The sequence below is a fragment of the Brevundimonas halotolerans genome (assembly GCF_003730275.1).
Lineage (GTDB): Bacteria > Pseudomonadota > Alphaproteobacteria > Caulobacterales > Caulobacteraceae > Brevundimonas > Brevundimonas halotolerans.
Genome location: NZ_QTTA01000010.1, coordinates 374240 through 388366, shown reverse-complemented (window position 1 = coordinate 388366; position 14127 = coordinate 374240). Strand labels below are relative to the sequence as shown.

Genomic DNA, 14127 nt, shown 5'->3' with positions numbered 1-14127 from the left:
TCAGACAGGTCTCACCAGAACGATCTTCTTCTTGCCGGCGGCCAGTTTCAGGACACCGTCTGCATTGATATCCGCCGCCTCGATCAGGCGGGCCCCATGGGCAACCGGTTCATCATTGAGCCGCAGCCCGCCCCCCTGGGCCAGACGCCGGGCCTCACCGTTGGAGGCCGTCAGGCCGGCCCGCGTCGTCACGGCCGCGATCATCGCTCCAATCACCTCGTCCTGCGGCAGCTCAACCGTGGGCAGGTCCGCAGACAGCGTTCCCCGCTCGAACGCGCCCTCGGCCGCAGCGCGCGCCTTGTCCGCCTCGCCGGCGCCGTGCAGCATGGTCGTTGCGGCATCGGCCAGAGCCTTCTTGGCGTCGTTGATGGCCGCGCCGTCCAGCGCTTCCAGCCGCGCGATCTCGTCCAGCGGCAGGTCGGTGAACAGGCGCAGGAATTTGCCCACATCCGCATCATCCACATTCCGCCAGAACTGCCAGTAGTCGTACGGGCTCAGCTGCTCGGCGTTCAGCCACACCGCACCCTGGGCCGTCTTGCCCATCTTGCCGCCCGATGCCGTGGTCAACAGCGGCGTGGTCAGGCCAAAGGCGGCCTTCTGGTCCACCCGCCGCACCAGATCGACACCCGAGACAATATTCCCCCACTGATCCGAGCCGCCCATCTGCAGCGTCACATTCAGCCGCCGGTTCAGCTCGAGGAAGTCCACCGACTGCATCAGCATGTAGTTGAACTCGAGGAAGGTCATCGGCTGCTCGCGTTCAAGCCGCAGTTTGACCGAGTCAAAGGCCAGCATGCGGTTGACCGTGAAATGGGTGCCGTAGTCCCTCAGGAACTGGATGTAGCCATAGGTCGACAGCCAGTCGTCATTGTCGATCATGACCGCATCGGTCGGCCCGTCGCCGAACGTCAGGAATTTCTCGAACACCGTGCGGATCGAGGCGATGTTCGACTGGATCGTCTCGTCGGTCAGCTGGGGCCGCGAGGCATCCTTGCCGGTCGGATCGCCGACCTTGGTCGTGCCGCCGCCCATGACCACCACGGGGCGATGCCCGGCCTGCTGCAGCCGGCGCAGCATCATGATCTGGATCAGCGAGCCGACGTGCAGGCTGGGGGCCGTCGCGTCAAACCCGATATAGCCCGACACCACGCCCGACCGCGTTGCCGCATCCAGCTCGTCCGGATGGGTGATCTGGTGGATATAGCCGCGATCCCGCAGCGTCTTGAGAAAGTCGGACTGAAAGGCGTGATCGGTCATGGGGCTTAAGGCATGGCGGGAAAGGGAAGGGGCGTGTAGCACGGACATCTGGCTAGGCGAACCGAGCGCGCAACCATGATCCTGAATGCTGCCCTGTCCGCCTTCGGTGCGTCCGGCTTTCATAACTCGGAAGCGATCACGGTTGAGTTCGATATCGAAGGGCGGAGCTGGATCCATGTCAGCTTTCGGCTGAGCGGTTTCGGAGGCCAGGTCGTGCTTCCGGAATGGCTGGACTCGATTGCAGCCACCCATGCTCGGCGAAGCGCTGACTATGCGGCAGCCTTTGTCGCAAACAGAAATGGCAAGAAGGCAAACCCGCTGACGGCGTCGGACCCTGATCTTGGGCGAGCCGACGGGCTTTGGCGCACGACCTGCTTTGAGGTCTTCGCGCAGCTTCGTGACGGCAGCTACGCCGAATTCAACATCTCGCCCTCAGGGCAGTGGGCTGCCTACCACTTCAGCAGCTATCGTGAAGGGGGGGGGAACCTTGATGGTCATGTCCAGGTGATCCGGTCGGAACAGGCAGGTGGCGCGTTCGAGCTGGACGCCATCCTCCACTGGCCCGAATGGCCCCACATTGATCGCATCGCCCTCTCCGCCGTGATCGAGGCGAGCGATGGCTCGCTCAGCTACTGGGCGCTGGCGCATCCGTCGGATAAGCCCGACTTTCATCATCCCGACTCGTTCGTGCTGGAGCTCTCATGAAGACCGGTCTCGACCGCCTGCTGTCCGAACCGGACCTGCGTGCCCCGCTCAAGGGCCGTCGCGTGGCCCTGCTGGCCCATCCGGCCTCGGTGACCGAAGACCTGACCCATGCCATCGACGCCCTGGTCGCCTGCCCGGACATCGACATCACCGCCGCCTTCGGTCCCCAGCACGGCATGAAGGGCGACCTGCAGGACAATATGATGGAGAGCCCGGACTATCGCGATCCGGTGCACGGCTTTCCGGTGTTCAGCCTGTATGGCGAGGTCCGCCGTCCGAGGGACGAATGGATGGACACCTTCGATGTCATCCTGATCGACCTGCAGGACCTTGGCTGTCGCATCTACACCTATGTGACGACCCTGCTGTATGTGCTGGAAGCCGCGCAGAAGCATGGCAAGACGGTCTGGGTGCTGGACCGCCCCAACCCCGCCGGTCGCCCGGTCGAGGGCACCCTGCTGCAGCCCGGCTATGAGAGTTTCGTCGGGGCCGGCCCCATGCCCATGCGCCACGGCCTGACCATGGGCGAGCTGGGCCACTGGTTCATCGACCATTTCAAGCTCGACGTGGATTACCGCGTCATCGAGATGCAGGGCTATGCCATTGACGCCGCGCCCGGCTACGGCTGGCCGCTGCTGGAGCGGGCGTGGATCAACCCCAGCCCCAATGCGCCGACGCTCAGCATGGCCCGCACCTATGCCGGCACGGTCATGCTGGAGGGCGCCACCCTGTCCGAAGGGCGCGGCACCACCCGCCCGCTGGAACTGTTCGGCGCCCCCGACATCGACGCCCGCGCCGCAATCGCCGAGATGCAGCGCCGAGCCCCCGACTGGCTGGCCGGGTGTACCCTCCGCGAAATGTGGTTCCAGCCGACCTTCCACAAACACGTTGGCCAGCTGTGCCACGGGGTGCAGATTCACGTCGAAGGCCCGCACTATGACCACGCCGCCTTCCGCCCCTGGCGGGTCCAGGCGCTGGGCTTCAAGGCCATCCGGGCCCTCTGGCCCGACTACGACCTGTGGCGGGATTTTCCGTACGAATATGCGTTCGGCAAGCTACCGATCGATGTGATCAACGGCGGCCGGTCGCTCAGGGAGTGGGTGGACGACGCGGGGGCCGAGGCGGGCGACCTCGACGCCATCGCCACGCCGGATGAAGCGGCGTGGGCGGAAACGCGCAAGGCGTTCCTGATCTACTGAGCGGCCTTACGCCGGGCGTTCTTCCAGCCGCTTGTCCAGATAGGCGGCGACGCGGCGGTCGACGGCACCGATGTGGTCCTGCCAGAAGTGGGTGGCCCCGTCCTCCAGCTCATAGTCGATGACGATGCCCTTCTGGGTGCGCAGCTTGTTGACCACGCGCTCGACCTCGACCGGCGGCACGATGGTGTCGGCCGTCCCGTGCAGGAACAGGCCGGAGGCCGGGCAGGGGGCCAGGAAGGAAAAATCATAGATGTTGGACGGCGGCGACACCGAGATGAAGCCGTCCGTCTCGGGCCGGCGCATCAACAGCTGCATGCCGATATAGGCGCCGAACTGATAGCCCGCGACCCAGGTCTGGCTGGCGGCGGGGTTCTCGGCCTGAAGCCAGTCCAGCGCGGTGGCGGCATCCGCCAGCTCGCCGATGCCCGAGTCGAACTCGCCCTGCGACTTGCCGACGCCGCGGCTGTTGTAGCGCAGGGTGGCAAAGCCCCGCTGCTGGAACAGCTGGAACAGCGTCACCACTACCGGATTGTTCATGTGGCCGGCGGCCTTGGGGTGCGGATGCAGGATCAGCGCGATCGGGGCATCGGGGCGCTTGCCGGGGGAATAGCGGGCTTCGAGACGACCGGAGGCACCCGGCAAAATCACTTCAGGCATGTGTCTTCAAACCATCCGGTTCAAAAGGTCACAGCGGTCGGGCGAATACTTGACTGCTGTAGTAGGACTTTCTAAGTGCCGGTACCCAATGGGCGCGGCGGCGAAGGCGCGGGTTCTAACATACCTCGTCGCCTCTGCGCGGTATTTTTGAAGGTGCGGGATGCGACTGTCGACGAAGGGACGCTATGCGGTGATGGCGATGGCCGATCTGGCCCGCAACGGTCGTGCGCTCGACGGGTCTGACCGCTCTGTCTCCTTGTCCGAAATCGCCCAGCGGCAAGAGATTTCCCTCAGCTATCTGGAACAGCTGTTCGCCCGCCTGCGCCGCTGCGGACTGGTGAAAAGCGTACGCGGGCCCGGTGGCGGCTATCGTCTGGCCAAACCGGCGGACGAGACGGTCGTCGCCGATATCGTGCTGGCCGTCGATGAGCCGATCCGCGCCACCCGCTGCGTCGCCCACGCCTCGCCGCGCGGCTGTATGGCCTCGGGCGAGCGCTGCATCACCCATAACCTCTGGGAAGACCTCGGCGCCGAGATCCACGCCTATCTGGCCGGGGTGTCGCTGGAAGATGTGGTCCTGAACCGCACCGGCAGCCGCCGTCGTGTGGCCTGCTCTCCGTCTGTATCCGCGCCCGGCGTGGGAGCCGCCGCATGACCGTCTATCTCGACTACAACGCCTCCGCCCTGATCCGGCCCGAGGTCCAGGCCCTGGTCACCCAGATCATGGCCGAGGGTGGCAATCCCAACGCTGTCCACGCCCGGGGCCGCCGCGCCCGCGCCCATATCGAGACCGCCCGCACCCGCGTCGCCGATCTGGTCGGGGTCGACACCAGCGCGGTGATCTTCTCTTCTGGCGGCACTGAGTCGAACGCCCAGGCGCTCGCCAGCGCCATCGCGGCGGGCTGTGAGCGGCTGATCGTTTCGGCCACCGAACATCCCTGCGTCGCCGAGACCGCGGCCATGTCGTCGGTCCCGGTCGAGACCCTGCCGGTCGATGCCAACGGTCAGGTCGATCTGGAATGGCTGGCCGGGGCGCTGAAACGTCCGGGCCGGGCCATGGTCGGCATCCACCACGCCAATAATGAAAGCGGCGTCATCCAGCCCATCGCCGAGGCCCGCGCGCTGGTCGCCGCCGCCGACGGCTGGCTGCACGTCGATGCCATCCAGTCGGCGGGCAAGATCGCGGTCTCCATGGCCGACCTGGCCGCAGACTCCCTGACCCTGTCCGGGCACAAGCTGGGCGGACTGCAGGGCGTCGGCGCCCTGGTGCTGGCCCCGGGCCGCAGCGCCGTGCGCATCCTGCACGGCGCGGGGCAGGAGCGCGGCCTGCGCGCCGGCACCGAAAATGTCCCCGGCATCGCCGCCTTTGGTGTGGCCGCCGAATGCGCCGCGCGTGACCTCGCGCACGACCATAGCGCCTGGCGCGACGCCGCCGCCGAACGCCTCAAGGCCGAGGGCGCGGTGGTGGTCGGCGAGGGCGCACCCCGCCTGCCCAACACCCTGTTCGTCGCCACGGACGGCTGGGACAGCCCGCAACAGTTGATCAGCCTCGACCTCAAGGGCGTCATGGTCTCGGCGGGTAGCGCCTGTTCCTCGGGCAAGACCAAACCGTCGAAAACCATGGTCGCCATGGGGCTGGAGCCGCTGGCCACCTTCGCCATCCGCGTCTCGGGCGGCTGGGGCACGGTCGAGAGCGACTGGCAGACCTTTGCCGACGCCTGGTGCGAGGCCCGCGCCCGCCTGCGCGCCCGCCAACCCGTCGGGGAGATCGCCTGATGGCCGCCGTCAAGGAAACCGTCGACGCCGTCGCCGCGCTGGAAAAATACGCGCATGGCTTCACAAGCGACATCGACACCGAATACGCCCCGCGTGGCCTGAATGCCGACATCGTCCGTTTCATCTCGGAGAAAAAGGGCGAGCCGGACTGGATGCTGGAGTGGCGCCTGGCCGCCTATGAGCGCTGGTTGGCCATGGAGGAACCCACCTGGGCCTCGGTCAAATATGAGCCGGTCGACTATCAGGAGCTGTTCTACTACGCCGCGCCGAAAAAGAAGGAGGGGCCGAAGAGCCTCGACGAGGTCGATCCCGAACTGCTGGCCGTCTACGAAAAGCTGGGCATCCCGCTGAAGGAACAAGCCGTGCTGGCCGGCGTCGAGGGCGCCCCGCGCTACGCCGTGGACGCCGTGTTCGACAGCGTCTCGGTCGTCACCACCTTCAAGGCCGAGCTGGCCAAGGTCGGCGTCATCTTCATGCCGATCTCCGAGGCCCTGCGCGAATACCCCGATCTGGTGCGCCAGTATCTGGGCTCGGTCGTGCCCGTCTCGGACAACTATTTCGCCGCCCTGAACAGCGCGGTCTTTTCGGACGGCAGCTTCGTCTACATCCCGCCGGGCGTGCGCTGCCCGATGGAGCTGTCCACCTATTTCCGCATCAACGCGTCCCAGACCGGCCAGTTCGAACGCACCCTGATCATCGCCGACAAGGGCAGCTATTGCTCCTATCTGGAGGGCTGCACCGCCCCGATGCGCGACGAGAACCAGCTGCACGCCGCCGTGGTCGAGCTGGTCGCGCTGGACGACGCCGAGATCAAATATTCGACGGTCCAGAACTGGTACCCCGGCGACGCCGAGGGCAAGGGCGGCATCTATAATTTCGTCACCAAGCGTGCCGACTGCCGCGGCGACCGCTCGAAGGTCAGCTGGACCCAGGTCGAGACCGGCTCGGCGGTGACGTGGAAGTATCCGTCCTGCATCCTCAAGGGCGAGGAGAGCTCGGGCGAATTCTATTCCATCGCCATCACCAACGGCCACCAGCAGGCCGACACCGGCACCAAGATGATCCACCTCGGCAAGAATTCGAAAAGCCGGATCATCGCCAAGGCCGTCTCGGCCGGGAAGTCGGACTCGACCTATCGCGGCCTGGTGTCGGTGCACCCGAAGGCGACGGGCGTGCGCAATTTCACCCAGTGCGACAGCCTGCTGATCGGCAAGGACTGCGGCTCGCACACCATTCCGTACATCGAGGCGAAGAACAGCTCGGCCCAGCTGGAGCACGAGGCAACCACCACCCGCCTGTCCGACGACCAGCTGTTCTACGCCCAGCAACGCGGCCTGTCGGAGGAAGAGGCCGTGGCCCTGCTGGTCAACGGCTTCGTCCGCGATGTCATGCAGAAACTTCCCATGGAGTTCGCCGTCGAGGCCCAGAAGCTGGTGGCGATCAGTCTCGAGGGGAGTGTGGGCTAGTGTTCGGGCGTCTAATGGCGAACTTCTGGGAGGGAGTGCAGCTCAAGGAGATGCAAACCTTCGTCGATGGATTGAAGGCGGTGGATGCTGACGAGCTTGGCTTCGTGGTCGCGCAGGCGGCTAGTTGGCGGAACGAGTTGGAGGATCAAGGCTACGACTTGATGGACCCCTTAGTTTTTCATGCGCTGAATCCGACCGCTGTTAGCTCTCTCGTGAAAGTAGTTCACGGACTTCAGAAGCAGGGCATTCCACAAGTGGCCTCGGGTCTTATGGTTTGGGTCCACACGTTGAGAGCCGGGAATTCGCTGAGACTCAGAGCCAAAGCGCGCGAAATGTGGACCGAACTTTCTCGCGGGTTTCCTCATGCCGTAAATGCTCGATCAGCCTTGAATGAGGCGGCAGGAGCTTGGCTTGACATTGAGGGATATGACGAAATTCCAATCGGTTTAAATCCCAAGGCTCTTTAGCAATGCTCTCCGTCTCCAACCTCCACGTCGCCGTCGGTGACACCCCCGTTCTCAAGGGCCTGACGCTCGACGTTCCGGCGGGTGAGGTGCACGTGGTCACGGGTCCGACGGGTGGGGGCCACTATGATAAGATGCTGCGTCACCGGAGGACTGTCTGATGGAAACCATAGCCATTCCCTTTGATGCTGACGCTGCGGATCGTCTGAAGCGTGCGGCGGCCGAGATCGGCATGTCGCTCGAAGAGTTCATTGCCTCGGCGGCAGAGCAGGTTGCCGCCGACCATGAGGGGCAGGCCGGGGCCTCGCTGACCGAAGAGCAGGCGGCTTCCATAAGGCGTGGACTGGAGGATGTTGCGGCCGGTCGTCTCTATGATCATTCAGAGGTCTTTGATGAGCTCAAGGCCCGCTACAAGCGATGAGGCGCGTGCGATGGTCGCAGGAAGCTCGCAGCGCGCAACGCGACTGGCTGGATGGACTGGAGGCCCAGGACACACGCCTGACCGATCGCGCCCTCTCGGAAAGCGAGGCCCTGTCGCTCAGGACCGGCGCACATCCATTCTCCTATCGTCCGTCCCGCTGGAAAGGCTTGCGCGAGGCCAGCCTGCTACGCTGGCACAAGATCGTCGTTTTTCAGGTTTTGCAGGATGAGGTCGTGATCGTGTCGTTCTACGACGCCCGTCAGGACCTTGGCCGCGTTTTCCCCTTACCCGAGTCCCACTGAATGCTCTCCATTTCCAACTTCCACGTCTCTGTCGCCGACACCCCCATCCTCAAGGGCCTGACGCTCGACGTCCCGGCGGGCGAGGTCCATGCCATCATGGGCCCCAATGGCGCGGGCAAGTCGACGCTCGGCTATGCCGTTTCGGGACGTCCCGGCTATGAGGCGACCGAGGGCACCGTCACCTGGCGCGGCGAGGACCTGCTGGGTCTCGACCCGGCCGAGCGGGCGGCGAAGGGCGTGTTCCTGTCGTTCCAGTATCCGATCGAGATCCCCGGCGTTCCGGCCCTGACTTTCGTGCGCACGGCGCTGAATGCCCAGAAGCGCGCGCGCGGTGAGGCCGAGGTCTCCGCGCCCGAGTTCCTGAAGCAGGTCAAGGCCGCGTCGAAAGCCCTGAAGATGGACTTCGACATGCTGAAGCGGCCCCTGAATGTCGGCTTCTCGGGCGGCGAGAAGAAGCGGATGGAGATCCTGCAGATGGCCCTGCTGGAGCCGTCTCTGCTGATCCTCGACGAGACGGACTCCGGCCTCGACATCGACGCCCTGCGGATCGTCGCCGACGGCGTGAACGCCCTGCGCGGACCCGAGCGGTCCATGCTGGTCATCACCCACTATCAACGCCTGCTGGACTACATCAAACCGGACAAGGTGCATGTGCTGGCCGCTGGCAAGATCGTCGCCTCGGGCGGCCCGGAGCTGGCGCACCAGCTCGAGGCGGAAGGGTATGACAAATACCTTCCGGTGGCGGCTTGAACCTCGCTACCCGGATCGACCTGAACGACGTCTCCAGCTTCCCGTCACGGCGGGTCGAGCAGTGGAAGTACACTGATGTACGCCGATACCTTCGGGAGGTGCCTGCTGCGGCGGAGCGTATCGATGTGGAGGTCGACGGCGGGCCGTTCCGGGCGCTCTGCACCAATGAATACCAGACTTTTGGCAACGGTCGGACCCATGAAGGCGACAATTTACTGAAGGGATTTGGCAGGAAGGGACTGACGGTCCGTCCTGATGCTCCCTTGCTAGATGCCATTCGCTTCGTGAGTGATAGCGCCTTTGGTGGTTGGCAGGCGTCGTTGGGCTACACAGTCGGCCCAAATGATCATGTCGTGCTGCTTGAAAGCTATGAGGGCCGGGCAGGCGCATATATCGCCAACGCTGCGATCAACTTCGTTGTCCTCGAAGGCGGTCGTCTTGACCGGATCGTTCTGGCCGATGACACCGCCGAAGCCATCTCTATTTCCCGTGCTGATGTGACGTTGAGCGAGGGTTCGGAGTTCAATCAAACCATCCTGACCACGGGCGCGAAACTCCAACGTTTCGAAACGAACGTGACCCACCCCGGTCACGGCGCGACCGTTCGTGCCGACGGCCTCTATGCCCTGACCGGGGATCGCCATGCCGACCTGACCAGCATCGTCACCCACGCCGGGCCCGACGGCCAGACCTCGCAGCTGATCAAGGGCGTGGTGCGCGACACGGCGCGCGGCGTCTTTCAGGGCAAGATCGTGGTCGAGCGCGGGGCCGACGGCACCGATGCCCGCATGGGTCATCACGCCCTGATCCTTTCAGACCGGGGTGAGGTCGATGCCAAGCCCGAGCTGATCATCTATGCCGACGACGTCCAGTGCGCCCACGGCAATACGGTCGGTAATCTGGACGAAAGCGCCCTGTTCTACATGCAGCAGCGCGGCCTGTCGGCGGAGGAGGCGAGGGCGCTTCTGACCCGCGCCTTCCTGTTCGAGGTCGTCGACCGCATCGAGCACGAGGGTGCGCGAGAGGAGGTCCGCACATGGCTGATGGAAAGCTCGTGATAGCTCCTCCCCCGGGTAGCGCAGCGGAACGGGGGAGGGGGACCGCCGGAACGGCGGTGGAGGGGGCGACTTCAAACGCCGCCGCTGGGTCCGCCCCCACCACCGCTTCGCGGTCCCCCTCCCCCGCAAGCAGGGGAGGATCAGTAGACTTCGACGTCCACGCCGTCCGGGCCCAGTTCCCGATCCTGTCGCGGCAGGTGAACGGCAAGCCGCTGGTCTATCTGGACTCGGCCGCCTCGGCGCAAAAGCCGCGCGCGGTGATCGACGCCCTGACGGCGGCGATGGAGGGTAGCTATGCCAATGTCCACCGCGGCCTGCACACCCTGGCCAATGAAACGACCGAGGCCTTCGAGGCCGCCCGCGAGACCGTCGCCCGCTATCTGAATGCTACTTCCGCCGACCAGATCGTGTGGACCCGGGGCGGCACCGAGGCGATCAATCTGGTCGCCGCCGGTGTTGGCCAGTCCCTCCAGCCCGGCGACGAGATCCTCGTCAGCCAGATGGAGCACCACTCCAACATCGTGCCCTGGCACATGCTGCGCGAGCGCCATGGCGCGGTGCTGAAGTGGATCCCGGTCAAGGACGACGGCACCCTCGACATGGAGGCCTATGCCGAGCTGCTGGGCCCGAAGACCAGGGTCGTCGCCGTCACCCATATGTCCAATGTGCTGGGCACCCTCAATCCGGTGGCCGACATCGTCCGTCTGGCGCACGCCGCCGGGGCCCGGGTGCTGGTCGACGGCTGTCAGGGTGCGGTCCATGCCGACCCGGACGTTCAGGCCATGGGCTGCGACTGGTATGTCCTGACCGGCCACAAACTGTTCGGCCCGACCGCCATCGGTGCCCTCTATGGCACCGCCGAAGCGCTGGAGTCCCTGCCGCCGTATCAGGGCGGGGGCGAGATGATCCAGTCGGTCAGCGAGGACCGCGTCACCTATGCAAAGCCGCCCCAGCGGTTCGAGGCCGGCACCCCGCCGATCCTCGAGGCCATCGGTCTGGGGGCCGCCCTGACGTGGTACTCCACCTACGACCGGGCAGCGGTCCAGGCGCATGAGGCTGCATTGCTGGAGCGGGTGCGCGAGCGCCTGTCGGGCCTCAACTGGCTGACCGAGATCGGCACGGCGCCCGGCAAGGGGGCCATCTTCACTTTCACCGTCGACGGCGCCCACGCCCACGACATCGCCCAGATCATGGACCGCTATGGCGTGGCGGTGCGCGCCGGTCTGCACTGCGCCGAGCCGCTGGCCACCCGATTTGGCCTGACCTCAAGCACGCGGGCCAGTTTCGCCCTATATAATACAGTGGAGGACGCCGACGCCTTCGCCGCCGCTCTCATCAAGGCCAGGGAATTTTTCGTTTAGTCATGGACGACGCCATCACCAAAAGCGCCGATTTCGCCGAGAGCTGGGACGCCCCGCAAAAGAGCGCCCTCAGCCAGGCCGAGCTCGACCGCCTGACCGACGATCTGGTCACGGCGCTGAAGACCGTGTTCGACCCGGAAATCCCGGTCGACATCTATGAGCTGGGCCTGATCTACAAGGTCGACGTTTCCGATGACAAGGACGTGCTGGTCGAAATGACCCTGACCGCGCCCGGCTGTCCCGTCGCCGGAGAAATGCCCGGCTGGGTCGAGGACGCTGTCATGACGGTCGAGGGCATTCGCTCGGCCAGGGCCAATCTTGTGTTCGACCCGCCGTGGGATCCCTCCAAGATGAGCGATGAGGCCAAACTGGCCCTCAATATGTTCTAGGCCCATGACCGATCTGACCGCCACACGCCCCGCCCGCCGTCCGCGCCCCCAGGCCGTTCGCCTGACCGAGGCCGCCGCCGCCCGCATCCGCCAGCTGACCGAGGCGGCCTCGGGCCCGTGCGCGGGTCTGCGCATCGGCGTCAAGAACGGCGGCTGCGCGGGTCAGGAATATACCGTTGAGTACGCCGAACGCGTCGAGCCGCTGGACGAGGTGGTGGAAGACATGGGGGCGAAAGTGCTGATCGACCCCAAGGCCATCCTGTTCCTGATCGGCAGCGAGATCGACTTTCAGGTCACCGACCTGGCTTCGAAATTCGTGTTTCGCAATCCGAACCAGACCGACGCCTGCGGCTGCGGCGAGAGCGTCACCATCACCCCGGTGGCTCAGGACGCCTGAGCGGCCTTGCGTAACTCATCCGGGGTCGGCACCTGTACGGCAGGCGTGACCGGCTGACCGGTTGCTTCGGCGACCAGTTCTGCGGTGCGGCCCTCGATCGCCGCTTCCAGCCCGGCCATGAATTCCTCCTTGCCCAGACCGGTCGGCAGGGGCTCAAGAAATTCGATCGTCGCTGTCCCCGGGTGTTTCAGGAACTGCTCCTGCGGCCAGAACAGGCCCAGATTGGTCGCCACCGGTACGACCGGCATGTCGAAGTCGCGGTACATATGCCAGACGCCGCTGCGATAGCGGAATTTCTCCCCGACCTTGGCCAGATTGCCCTCGGGATAGATCAGGATCCGGCGCCCCTCGGCGTGGGCGTCCGCCGCCCGACGCTTCAGCGCCGCCCGCGCTTCGTGGCCGCCGCAGTTGTTGACCACAATGGCGCCCAGCTTGCGCAGCACCGTACTCATCAGCGGGAATTTCTCGAGGTGGTCGCCGGTGACGAAGGCCAGGTCCGGAAACTGGTCATAGACCGTATAGCCGTCTCCCCAGCTCTGGTGTTTGGCCGCAACGATAAAGCCGCCGTCGGGCAGGCGCTCACGCCCGCGCACCTCGGTTCGGATCCCGGCCAGCAGCCGCATGGCCTGCACCATGCGCCGCACATAGCGCCGGATGATCCAGCCGGTCGCCTTGCGCCCCGGCAGCACGGCTGCGATCACGGCGGCGAGGCAATAGACGATCGACAGGGTCCAATAGGCCGCCGCGAAGGCGAGGCTGCGCGGGCGGCTGAACGGGGCGAGGCGCCCCTCGGCGGGAATATCAGGCAGCCTGTTCAAGCTGGTCCGCGTTGGTCACCCGGTTCCGGCCGCCTCGCTTGGAGGCATAGAGGGCCGCATCGGCCCGCTCCAGCAGGCAGGCGGCGGTCTCTTCGGGACGCAGGCGGGCAAAGCCGGCCGAAATGGTCACCGCCCCCAGCTCGTCATTCGTCGACCGGCGCCGCAGGGCGCGCGACGAGATTTCCTTGAGCACCCCGTTCAGCGCCTTCTCGACGGCCGCAGTGTTCTCGTCGGGGAAGATGATGGCGAACTCTTCCCCGCCATAGCGGGCGGCGAGGCGCGGTGACTTGGCCGTCCGGCCCAGCACACTGGCCACATAGCGCAGCACCTGGTCGCCGGTCTGATGACCCCAAGTGTCGTTGAAGCGTTTGAAATGGTCGATGTCGATGACCGCCAGCGTCAGGGCCTTGCCGTTTGCATGGGCCGCGTCGACCGAGCCTTCGAGATGTTCGTCAAAGGCCTTGCGATTGGCCAGATTGGTCAGGGCGTCGGTCATGGCATCGCGCCGCACCTGCTCCAGGTGCTCGCGCAGCTTGGCCACTTCGCGGGTCGAGCTTTCCAGCTTCTTTTCCAGCGTGCTGTTCTGGGTCTGCGCCTTGTGGGTCGCGTCGGCCAGCGTGCTGACCAGTGATTTCAGGCTCTCGGCGTTTTCGACCCCGTCCATCTTGCCGGAGGCGTCGGCCAGGGTGGCGCCGTACTCGGCCTGCGCCTTGTGGGTATTGGCGATGGTGCTGGCGACCGAGGACAGTTCCTTGTCCAGCAGGCGCCCCGCATCGCGGATTTCCTCGCTCAGGCGGCCGCGCGGCAGATATTCCGAGGCCAGCATCTCCGAGGTCGACTCCGAAAAGGGCTCCTTGGTTGCCAGGATGCGCCGGATTTCGCGGCCCAGCGCGCCCTCCGGATCGCCGACATAGTGCAGCCACAGCTCGAAGTTGACGGGGGTCGGCCAGACGCCGGCCGCTTCCATGTCGTCCAGCACGCGCCGGGCCAGGCCATAGGCTTCCGGCCCCCGAACGGTGGTGTCGACCTTTTCCGTCATGCGTCCTGTCCCCCCGGGTACCCCGACCCGTTCTGGATCGACGCTAAAAAGCCTAACCGCCGAAGCGT

At 65.5% G+C, this 14127-nt stretch carries 17 protein-coding genes and 1 pseudogene; 14 read left to right on the top strand and 4 right to left on the bottom strand.

What is annotated here, in order from left to right:
* Positions 1-1257: a tyrosine--tRNA ligase gene (gene tyrS, locus EG854_RS05355; protein ID WP_123286675.1), complete on the bottom strand. Its 1257-nt coding sequence runs from the start codon at positions 1255-1257 to the stop codon at positions 1-3.
* Positions 1258-1332: 75 nt separating this feature from the next.
* Between tyrS and EG854_RS05350 the strand changes: the two genes are divergently transcribed.
* Both EG854_RS05350 and EG854_RS05345 read left to right on the top strand, forming a co-directional pair.
* The gene (locus EG854_RS05350) at positions 1333-1962 is read left to right on the top strand and encodes a DOMON-like domain-containing protein (RefSeq protein ID WP_123286674.1); all 630 of its coding nucleotides are present in this window, start codon (positions 1333-1335) and stop codon (positions 1960-1962) included.
* The gene (locus EG854_RS05345) at positions 1959-3161 is read left to right on the top strand and encodes an exo-beta-N-acetylmuramidase NamZ family protein (protein WP_123286673.1); all 1203 of its coding nucleotides are present in this window, start codon (positions 1959-1961) and stop codon (positions 3159-3161) included. Before EG854_RS05350 ends, EG854_RS05345 begins: the two co-directional genes overlap by 4 nt.
* 6 nt (positions 3162-3167) lie before the next feature.
* On the opposite strand, the gene EG854_RS05340 is transcribed toward EG854_RS05345, so the two are convergent.
* Complete coding sequence (locus EG854_RS05340; RefSeq protein ID WP_123286672.1) at positions 3168-3818, bottom strand: alpha/beta hydrolase; 651 nt, start codon at positions 3816-3818, stop codon at positions 3168-3170.
* Between the two features lie 160 nt (positions 3819-3978).
* Between EG854_RS05340 and EG854_RS05335 the strand changes: the two genes are divergently transcribed.
* From EG854_RS05335 to EG854_RS05280, 12 genes and pseudogenes are all read left to right on the top strand, one after another.
* Positions 3979-4473 (top strand): Rrf2 family transcriptional regulator, encoded by a 495-nt coding sequence (locus EG854_RS05335; protein ID WP_123286671.1) that lies wholly within the window; start codon positions 3979-3981, stop codon positions 4471-4473.
* Complete coding sequence (locus EG854_RS05330; protein ID WP_123286670.1) at positions 4470-5594, top strand: cysteine desulfurase family protein; 1125 nt, start codon at positions 4470-4472, stop codon at positions 5592-5594. Before EG854_RS05335 ends, EG854_RS05330 begins: the two co-directional genes overlap by 4 nt.
* Positions 5594-7060 (top strand): Fe-S cluster assembly protein SufB, encoded by a 1467-nt coding sequence (sufB, locus tag EG854_RS05325; RefSeq protein WP_123286669.1) that lies wholly within the window; start codon positions 5594-5596, stop codon positions 7058-7060. The genes EG854_RS05330 and sufB overlap by 1 nt, the downstream gene beginning before the upstream one ends.
* A 50-nt stretch (positions 7061-7110) precedes the next feature.
* A complete protein-coding gene (locus EG854_RS05320; protein WP_164461862.1) occupies positions 7111-7527 on the top strand; it encodes a hypothetical protein in 417 nt (138 codons plus the stop codon).
* Between the two features lie 2 nt (positions 7528-7529).
* A pseudogene (gene sufC, locus EG854_RS13275) lies at positions 7530-7646 on the top strand (Fe-S cluster assembly ATPase SufC); the annotation flags it as partial.
* A 38-nt stretch (positions 7647-7684) separates the two neighbouring features.
* Positions 7685-7945: a hypothetical protein gene (locus EG854_RS05310; RefSeq protein WP_123286667.1), complete on the top strand. Its 261-nt coding sequence runs from the start codon at positions 7685-7687 to the stop codon at positions 7943-7945.
* On the top strand, positions 7942-8247 hold the full coding sequence (locus tag EG854_RS05305) for a hypothetical protein (RefSeq protein ID WP_123286666.1): 306 nt from the start codon (positions 7942-7944) through the stop codon (positions 8245-8247). The genes EG854_RS05310 and EG854_RS05305 overlap by 4 nt, the downstream gene beginning before the upstream one ends.
* On the top strand, positions 8248-8997 hold the full coding sequence (gene sufC, locus EG854_RS05300) for a Fe-S cluster assembly ATPase SufC (protein WP_123286665.1): 750 nt from the start codon (positions 8248-8250) through the stop codon (positions 8995-8997).
* Positions 8994-10055, top strand: coding sequence for a Fe-S cluster assembly protein SufD (sufD, locus tag EG854_RS05295; RefSeq protein WP_123286664.1), 1062 nt, complete (start codon positions 8994-8996; stop codon positions 10053-10055). Before sufC (EG854_RS05300) ends, sufD begins: the two co-directional genes overlap by 4 nt.
* Positions 10034-11416 (top strand): aminotransferase class V-fold PLP-dependent enzyme, encoded by a 1383-nt coding sequence (locus EG854_RS05290; protein ID WP_123286663.1) that lies wholly within the window; start codon positions 10034-10036, stop codon positions 11414-11416. The genes sufD and EG854_RS05290 overlap by 22 nt, the downstream gene beginning before the upstream one ends.
* 2 nt (positions 11417-11418) lie before the next feature.
* Complete coding sequence (locus EG854_RS05285) at positions 11419-11805, top strand: SUF system Fe-S cluster assembly protein (RefSeq protein ID WP_123286662.1); 387 nt, start codon at positions 11419-11421, stop codon at positions 11803-11805.
* A 4-nt stretch (positions 11806-11809) separates the two neighbouring features.
* Positions 11810-12202, top strand: coding sequence for a HesB/IscA family protein (locus EG854_RS05280; RefSeq protein WP_123286661.1), 393 nt, complete (start codon positions 11810-11812; stop codon positions 12200-12202).
* Here the strand turns inward: EG854_RS05280 and EG854_RS05275 are convergent.
* Together EG854_RS05275 and EG854_RS05270 are read right to left on the bottom strand one after the other, a co-directional pair.
* Positions 12190-13020: a lysophospholipid acyltransferase family protein gene (locus tag EG854_RS05275; protein ID WP_375782290.1), complete on the bottom strand. Its 831-nt coding sequence runs from the start codon at positions 13018-13020 to the stop codon at positions 12190-12192. The genes EG854_RS05280 and EG854_RS05275 overlap by 13 nt on opposite strands.
* Entirely contained in the window at positions 13004-14059 is a 1056-nt protein-coding gene (locus EG854_RS05270) for a GGDEF domain-containing protein (RefSeq protein WP_123286660.1), read from the bottom strand. Before EG854_RS05270 ends, EG854_RS05275 begins: the two co-directional genes overlap by 17 nt.
* Positions 14060-14127 lie beyond the last annotated feature (68 nt).

Bases quoted from the DNA above. Each gene is read 5' to 3' on its own strand.
- tyrS (WP_123286675.1), bottom strand. From the start codon at position 1,257: ATGACCGATCACGCCTTTCAGTCCGACTTTCTCAAGACGCTGCGGGAT.
- EG854_RS05350 (WP_123286674.1), top strand. From the start codon at position 1,333: ATGATCCTGAATGCTGCCCTGTCCGCCTTCGGTGCGTCCGGCTTTCAT.
- EG854_RS05345 (WP_123286673.1), top strand. From the start codon at position 1,959: ATGAAGACCGGTCTCGACCGCCTGCTGTCCGAACCGGACCTGCGTGCC.
- EG854_RS05340 (WP_123286672.1), bottom strand. From the start codon at position 3,818: ATGCCTGAAGTGATTTTGCCGGGTGCCTCCGGTCGTCTCGAAGCCCGC.
- EG854_RS05335 (WP_123286671.1), top strand. From the start codon at position 3,979: ATGCGACTGTCGACGAAGGGACGCTATGCGGTGATGGCGATGGCCGAT.
- EG854_RS05330 (WP_123286670.1), top strand. From the start codon at position 4,470: ATGACCGTCTATCTCGACTACAACGCCTCCGCCCTGATCCGGCCCGAG.
- sufB (WP_123286669.1), top strand. From the start codon at position 5,594: ATGGCCGCCGTCAAGGAAACCGTCGACGCCGTCGCCGCGCTGGAAAAA.
- EG854_RS05320 (WP_164461862.1), top strand. From the start codon at position 7,111: ATGCAAACCTTCGTCGATGGATTGAAGGCGGTGGATGCTGACGAGCTT.
- EG854_RS05310 (WP_123286667.1), top strand. From the start codon at position 7,685: ATGGAAACCATAGCCATTCCCTTTGATGCTGACGCTGCGGATCGTCTG.
- EG854_RS05305 (WP_123286666.1), top strand. From the start codon at position 7,942: ATGAGGCGCGTGCGATGGTCGCAGGAAGCTCGCAGCGCGCAACGCGAC.
- sufC (WP_123286665.1), top strand. From the start codon at position 8,248: ATGCTCTCCATTTCCAACTTCCACGTCTCTGTCGCCGACACCCCCATC.
- EG854_RS05290 (WP_123286663.1), top strand. From the start codon at position 10,034: ATGGCTGATGGAAAGCTCGTGATAGCTCCTCCCCCGGGTAGCGCAGCG.
- EG854_RS05285 (WP_123286662.1), top strand. From the start codon at position 11,419: ATGGACGACGCCATCACCAAAAGCGCCGATTTCGCCGAGAGCTGGGAC.
- EG854_RS05280 (WP_123286661.1), top strand. From the start codon at position 11,810: ATGACCGATCTGACCGCCACACGCCCCGCCCGCCGTCCGCGCCCCCAG.
- EG854_RS05270 (WP_123286660.1), bottom strand. From the start codon at position 14,059: ATGACGGAAAAGGTCGACACCACCGTTCGGGGGCCGGAAGCCTATGGC.